Annotated in this window: 2 protein-coding genes, 2 rRNA genes and 5 pseudogenes (1 of these 9 running past the window's edge); 8 read left to right on the top strand and 1 reads right to left on the bottom strand. The window is 54.6% G+C overall.

Annotated elements, in window-relative coordinates; genetic code table 11:
- From QMK58_RS18625 to QMK58_RS18605, 5 genes and pseudogenes are all read left to right on the top strand, one after another.
- A 23S ribosomal RNA gene (locus QMK58_RS18625) occupies positions 1-1698 on the top strand; it begins 1195 nt to the left of the window's first position.
- 157 nt (positions 1699-1855) lie between these two features.
- Positions 1856-1971: ribosomal RNA gene (gene rrf / locus QMK58_RS18620) — 5S ribosomal RNA — on the top strand.
- A gap of 205 nt (positions 1972-2176) precedes the next feature.
- Positions 2177-2437 (top strand): annotated as a pseudogene (tnpA, locus tag QMK58_RS28995) (IS66-like element accessory protein TnpA); the annotation flags it as partial.
- Positions 2438-2604: 167 nt separating this feature from the next.
- A pseudogene (locus QMK58_RS18610) lies at positions 2605-3070 on the top strand (IS66 family transposase zinc-finger binding domain-containing protein); the annotation flags it as partial.
- A 2-nt stretch (positions 3071-3072) separates the two neighbouring features.
- Positions 3073-3207, top strand: a pseudogene (locus QMK58_RS18605) (transposase domain-containing protein); the annotation flags it as partial.
- A 52-nt stretch (positions 3208-3259) separates the two neighbouring features.
- Here the strand turns inward: QMK58_RS18605 and QMK58_RS18600 are convergent.
- A pseudogene (locus QMK58_RS18600) lies at positions 3260-3583 on the bottom strand (zinc-binding dehydrogenase); the annotation flags it as partial.
- On the opposite strand from QMK58_RS18600, the pseudogene QMK58_RS18595 reads away from it, so the two are divergent.
- The 3 genes and pseudogenes from QMK58_RS18595 to QMK58_RS18585 form a co-directional block, all read left to right on the top strand.
- Positions 3584-4327: pseudogene (locus tag QMK58_RS18595) on the top strand (LysR substrate-binding domain-containing protein); the annotation flags it as partial.
- Between the two features lie 213 nt (positions 4328-4540).
- On the top strand, positions 4541-5521 hold the full coding sequence (locus tag QMK58_RS18590; protein WP_053158333.1) for a quinone oxidoreductase family protein: 981 nt from the start codon (positions 4541-4543) through the stop codon (positions 5519-5521).
- 14 nt (positions 5522-5535) lie between these two features.
- Entirely contained in the window at positions 5536-6384 is an 849-nt protein-coding gene (locus QMK58_RS18585; RefSeq protein ID WP_320395252.1) for a TauD/TfdA dioxygenase family protein, read from the top strand.
- Positions 6385-6424 lie beyond the last annotated feature (40 nt).

Genomic DNA, 6424 nt, shown 5'->3' with positions numbered 1-6424 from the left:
CCTGTGAAGGTGAGTTGAGAAGCTTGCTGGAGGTATCAGAAGTGCGAATGCTGACATGAGTAACGACAATGGGTGTGAAAAACACCCACGCCGAAAGACCAAGGTTTCCTGCGCAACGTTAATCGACGCAGGGTTAGTCGGTCCCTAAGGCGAGGCTGAAAAGCGTAGTCGATGGAAAACAGGTTAATATTCCTGTACTTCTGGTTATTGCGATGGAGGGACGGAGAAGGCTAGGCCAGCTTGGCGTTGGTTGTCCAAGTTTAAGGTGGTAGGCTGGAATCTTAGGTAAATCCGGGATTCTAAGGCCGAGAGCTGATGACGAGTGTTCTTTTAGAACACGAAGTGGTTGATGCCATGCTTCCAAGAAAAGCTTCTAAGCTTCAGGTAACCAGGAACCGTACCCCAAACCGACACAGGTGGTTGGGTAGAGAATACCAAGGCGCTTGAGAGAACTCGGGTGAAGGAACTAGGCAAAATGGCACCGTAACTTCGGGAGAAGGTGCGCCGGTGAGGGTGAAGCATTTACTGCGTAAGCCCACGCCGGTCGAAGATACCAGGCCGCTGCGACTGTTTATTAAAAACACAGCACTCTGCAAACACGAAAGTGGACGTATAGGGTGTGACGCCTGCCCGGTGCCGGAAGGTTAATTGATGGGGTTAGCTAACGCGAAGCTCTTGATCGAAGCCCCGGTAAACGGCGGCCGTAACTATAACGGTCCTAAGGTAGCGAAATTCCTTGTCGGGTAAGTTCCGACCTGCACGAATGGCGTAACGATGGCGGCGCTGTCTCCACCCGAGACTCAGTGAAATTGAAATCGCTGTGAAGATGCAGTGTATCCGCGGCTAGACGGAAAGACCCCGTGAACCTTTACTATAGCTTTGCACTGGACTTTGAATTTGCTTGTGTAGGATAGGTGGGAGGCTTTGAAGCGTGGACGCCAGTTCGCGTGGAGCCAACCTTGAAATACCACCCTGGCAACTTTGAGGTTCTAACTCAGGTCCGTTATCCGGATCGAGGACAGTGTATGGTGGGTAGTTTGACTGGGGCGGTCTCCTCCTAAAGAGTAACGGAGGAGTACGAAGGTGCGCTCAGACCGGTCGGAAATCGGTCGTAGAGTATAAAGGCAAAAGCGCGCTTGACTGCGAGACAGACACGTCGAGCAGGTACGAAAGTAGGTCTTAGTGATCCGGTGGTTCTGTATGGAAGGGCCATCGCTCAACGGATAAAAGGTACTCCGGGGATAACAGGCTGATACCGCCCAAGAGTTCATATCGACGGCGGTGTTTGGCACCTCGATGTCGGCTCATCACATCCTGGGGCTGAAGCCGGTCCCAAGGGTATGGCTGTTCGCCATTTAAAGTGGTACGCGAGCTGGGTTTAGAACGTCGTGAGACAGTTCGGTCCCTATCTGCCGTGGACGTTTGAGATTTGAGAGGGGCTGCTCCTAGTACGAGAGGACCGGAGTGGACGAACCTCTGGTGTTCCGGTTGTCACGCCAGTGGCATTGCCGGGTAGCTATGTTCGGAATAGATAACCGCTGAAAGCATCTAAGCGGGAAACTAGCCTCAAGATGAGATCTCACTGGGACCTTGAGTCCCCTGAAGGGCCGTCGAAGACTACGACGTTGATAGGTTGGGTGTGTAAGCGCTGTGAGGCGTTGAGCTAACCAATACTAATTGCCCGTGAGGCTTGACCATATAACACCCAAGCAATTTGATTCCTCGAAAGAGCATCAGATTGCGGTGTGTGAAGACGCAATGAACCGAAAGTTCGAAATACTCACAAAACACCAAGCTATCACATACCCAATTTGCTGAAGCGCGGCCAGCTGGCCACGATTCGGTACCCGAATTTCTTGACGACCATAGAGCATTGGAACCACCTGATCCCATCCCGAACTCAGCAGTGAAACGATGCATCGCCGATGGTAGTGTGGGGTTTCCCCATGTGAGAGTAGGTCATCGTCAAGATTAAATTTCGAAACCCCAATTGCGAAAGCAGTTGGGGTTTTGTTTTTGCGGCGTGGAAATAGCCGAGAGAGTTAAAGCTTTCTGCCGGGGCAAGGATTCAACGTATCCGTCCGGCCAAGTCATCTACCCTGCACCGCAAAGCCAAGACATGGTGTGCACTTAAATTTAGGTGGACACCAGTTCTAGCCTTTTAAGCGGGTATTTCATGCAGCCACAACGACGTTCTTACTCCAAATCCTTCAAGGCCCAAGTCATTCAAGAGTGTGCCCAGCTTGGCGCTTCGATTGCCAGCGTCGCGCTGAGCCACGACCTCAACGCGAACCTCGTCCATAAGTGGATTCGGCTGCAATCGCAGAAAAGTGCCGTCCTGCAACCTGCCTTTATCCCCGTGGCATTACCGTCATCGGCGTCACGATCAGATATCACCCCGGCCATGATCTGCCTCGAAATCCCATACTCACGCGGTACCATCAAAGTTAGCTGGCCGACCGAAAGCGCGGCTACCTGCGCAACCTTTATCAACTGCGCTGCCAGAGCGCGCAGTTGTTCAGGGGTTAGGAGGTCGAGATTGGGCAGCGAAGTAATGCCGTCGATTTTGCCAGAACAGGCGAAAACCCACGACAGACTGATCGGATAATTGCACGGCCAGGCGGGACTTGGCAGAGGCAGTGCGTGGAAAGTCTCGATCAGACAGTCGAGACAATGGGCAAACAAATCCACCGCGACCAAACGATTATCGAGAAGCTGACCCACGAAATTGCACAGCTCAAACGGTTGAAGTTTGCCAAGCGTAGCGAACCGTTAAATCCGCAGCAGGCTAGCTTGCTGGACGATTTGATCGATACCGATATCGCGGCGATTGAGGCTGAGCTTCAGGCATTGCAAACAACTCCGCCTGCGACCGATAAAAAGCAAAAGCCCAAGCGCACGGCGTTGCCGGCGGAGTTCCCACGCACGCTAATCCACCCGCAAGGACAACACTCATTGTCCTTGCGGGTGCGCACTCAAGCGTATCGGTGAAGACGTCAGCGAAAAACTGGATTACACGCCTGGTGTATTTACTGTCGAGCGCCATGTCCGTGGCAAATGGGTCTGTGATGCATGAGTTTGATCCAGTCTGCACGGCTCAACGGGCATGATCCGTCTGCTTATTTGAAGGACGTGCTCACGCGCCTGCCGTCGCAGCGGGCGAGTGAGATTGCCGATCTGCTGCCACATAATTGGGTGGCCATCTAACCGCGCATATTTCGATGCGCAAATCTGCGGCGTAACTTCAAGTGGCTTAATCCTAAGCGATTTTGATTACTACCTTACCAAAGGCGCCTCTGGCCAAATGTTCGTACGCTTCGCGTGCTTGATCGAATGGATACACGTGGTCGATTACCGGGCGAATCTTGTGCTCATTCAAGAATTCGTTCATTCGGTCAAATGACGAGCGTGGAGCAACGGCTATGCCGCGAATCGTTGTTTGTCGGAAAATCATAGGCATCAGGTTCAGGGCAGAGGTTTGGCCTGTCAGAAAGCCGATCTGTGCGATACGTCCACCTGCCTTTGTAGCAGCAATCGATTGATTGATGCCGTCACCGCCTGCCACATCCAGCAGGAGATCCACTCTGCTGAGGGCGAGCGGTTTTACGAACGCGTCAAAGAGATTTTGGCAACCATCGCAGAAACCACTTCCATGTTCGACCGTAGTGGATCGACGCTGCGAGGTCGGCTTCGAATTGACATCCCCACTGCATTTTCCCAGCGCAGCTTCATGGAAAGCCTTAGGAGATTTACAGAGGCATTTCCCGAAATCGAGCTTGCGCTAGGCGTGACCGACCGTACGGTAGATCTCGTCGCCGAGGGCATCGACTGTGTATTGCGAATTGGTGACCTCCCGGATTCAAGCATGGTGGCCAGAGAAATTGGCACCGCCACCATGGTGACCTGTGCGTCTCCAGGTTATCTCCAAGCCTGCGGGGCACCCATAACCCTACAAGATCTAGCAGACCACCAATGTGTAAGCTTCCTTTCCGGTCAAAATAACAGACCGCTGCCTTGGCACTTCTCGGTAGACGGCGAAGATCGTCCACACACGCCTCATGGTGGAATCACTGTGAATGAGTCGAATGCCTACGTTCAATGCGGTGTTGCAGGCTTCGGCATTGTTCAAGCTCCTGGAATTGCCGTTGAGACATTCCTCGCAAGCGGAGAATTGGTTGAAGTGCTCAGGGCATTTCGTCCAAAGCCTCGCCTGGTTTCCGTGCTTTATCCAAGCAGAACGCATCTTGCGCCTCAGGTCGACGCATTTGTGGATTGGCTGAAGGAACATTTTCCTGTGCTACACCCCAGCTGGTTCACAGCGCACTAACCTTCGCTCATATGCTGACCCCGCACCAAAACGGGCTGGTGCAAGATGTGTTCGGCAGACGCTTACGATTGAACCGGTGGATCGCAAACCACTTCTGTCATGAAATGTTCTGCCGTTGTCGTTCGATGAGTCACGTTCAGACTGTCTGCAGCTTAGATTCCAATCAACGTAATTGCCGTAATGCACCCAGAACGTTGATTGGAGAAAAAAAGCATGGCCAAAGTCGTACGTTTTTACGAAACCGGTGGTCCCGAGGTTCTTCGCCTGGAAGAAGTCGAGGTCGGCGACCCCGGTCCTGGTGAGGTCCGGCTTCGTCATGTAGCGGTCGGTCTCAACTATGCCGACACCTATTTTCGCAATGGCACTTATCCTGTTCCGATGCCCAACGGCATTGGCGTTGAAGCCGCCGGTGTGGTGGCAGCAGTGGGAGAGGGGGTCTGCAACGTAGTGGTCGGTGATCGGGTGAGCTATACCGGCTTTACCAACACGCTAGGTGCCTACAGCACTGAGCGCTTGATCCCGGCGGCCCCGCTGATCAAGCTGCCGGAAAATATCTCTTTCGAGACTGCAGCGGCGATGACCATGCGCGGATTGACCTCCGCGTATTTGATGCGTCGTATCTATGATTTCAAGGCCGGTGACAGCATCTTGTTGCACGCGGCCGCCGGTGGCGTCGGTCTGATCGTTTCGCAGTGGGCCAGGCTTCTGGGACTGCGGGTGATCGGTACTGTGTCCAGCGAGGCCAAGGCCGAACTCGCCCGTGCTCATGGCTGTGATCATGTGATCAATTACAGCCATGAAGATGTGGCCAGGCGCGTACGTGAATTGACCGACGGTGCCGGTGTCAATGTGGTGTTCGACAGCGTTGGCAAAAGCACGTTCGAGGGTTCGCTGGATTCACTCAAACGACGTGGCCTGATGGTCTGCGTCGGGACTGCATCCGGTCCGATTGCGCCATTCAATCCTGCTCAGTTGGCGATGAAGGGCTCATTGTTCCTGACTCGCCCGGCCCTGGCCGATTACATTGCCGACCCTGCAGAAAAGGCCGATCTGGCCGGTGAGGTGTTCGGTCTGGTCGGTAGCGCAAAGATCAAGATCGAGATCAACCAGCACTACAACCTGCAGGACGCCGTGCAGGCTCACCGTGACCTGGAGTCACGCAAGACCACCGGCTCATCGATCTTCGTCATCTAAGGAGATCTGTTGCCATGCAAGTCGAACAACTTACCTGCAGCATTGGTGCCGAGCTGATCGGCGTCAACCTCGCCGACGCGGTTCACGATGACGGTCTGTTTGCCGAGATTCGCGCGCAATTGCTCAAGCATCGCGTGGTATTCCTGCGCGATCAGGACATCAGTCGTGCCGACCATGTCGCCTTTGCCCGGCGCTTCGGCGAACTGGAGGATCATCCGGTCGTTGGCAGTCACCCGGATCATCCCGGCCTGGTGCAGGTCTACAAAAATCCTGACAGTCCGGTCGACCGTTACGAGAACTCCTGGCACACCGACGCTACCTGGCGCGAAGCCCCGCCGATGGGTTGCGTGCTGCGTTGTCTTGAGTGCCCGCCAGTCGGTGGCGACACCATGTGGGCCAATATGGTGGAGGCTTACAAGCATCTTCCGGACGACGTGAAGGCGAAGATCGAAGGCCTGCGTGCCCGTCACAGCATCGAGGCGACCTTCGGCGCAGCGATGCCGATAGAGAAACGCCTGGCAATCAAGGCGCAGTACCCGGATGCCGAGCATCCGGTGGTGCGTACCCATCCAGAGACGGGTGAAAAGGTGTTGTTCGTCAACTCGTTCACCACGCACTTCAGCAACTTCCACACTCCCGAGCGGGTACGGTTCGGTCAGGATTACGCCCAGGGCTCGTCCGAACTGCTGCGGTATCTGACCAGCCAGGCCTGCATTCCCGAGTATGAAGTGCGTTGGCGCTGGAAGCCCAACAGCATTGCCATCTGGGACAACCGCAGCACCCAGCACTACGCCGTGATGGATTACCCGGCCTGCCATCGCAAGATGGAGCGCGCCGGGATCATTGGCGAAAAGACCTACTGAGCAATCTCACCTGCACTCAAGCAAATGCCTGCTGCGCACA

Origin of the sequence: Pseudomonas sp. P8_241 (genome assembly GCF_034008315.1) — a bacterium.
In the GTDB taxonomy this organism is placed as follows: domain Bacteria; phylum Pseudomonadota; class Gammaproteobacteria; order Pseudomonadales; family Pseudomonadaceae; genus Aquipseudomonas.
Note: the sequence above shows the minus strand (reverse complement) of the source record. Positions and strands in the feature narration are given on the sequence as shown.

What these genes read in the sequence shown, in the direction of transcription:
- QMK58_RS18590 (WP_053158333.1), top strand. Translation starts at nt 4,541, where the DNA reads ATGGCCAAAGTCGTACGTTTTTACGAAACCGGTGGTCCCGAGGTTCTT.
- QMK58_RS18585 (WP_320395252.1), top strand. Translation starts at nt 5,536, where the DNA reads ATGCAAGTCGAACAACTTACCTGCAGCATTGGTGCCGAGCTGATCGGC.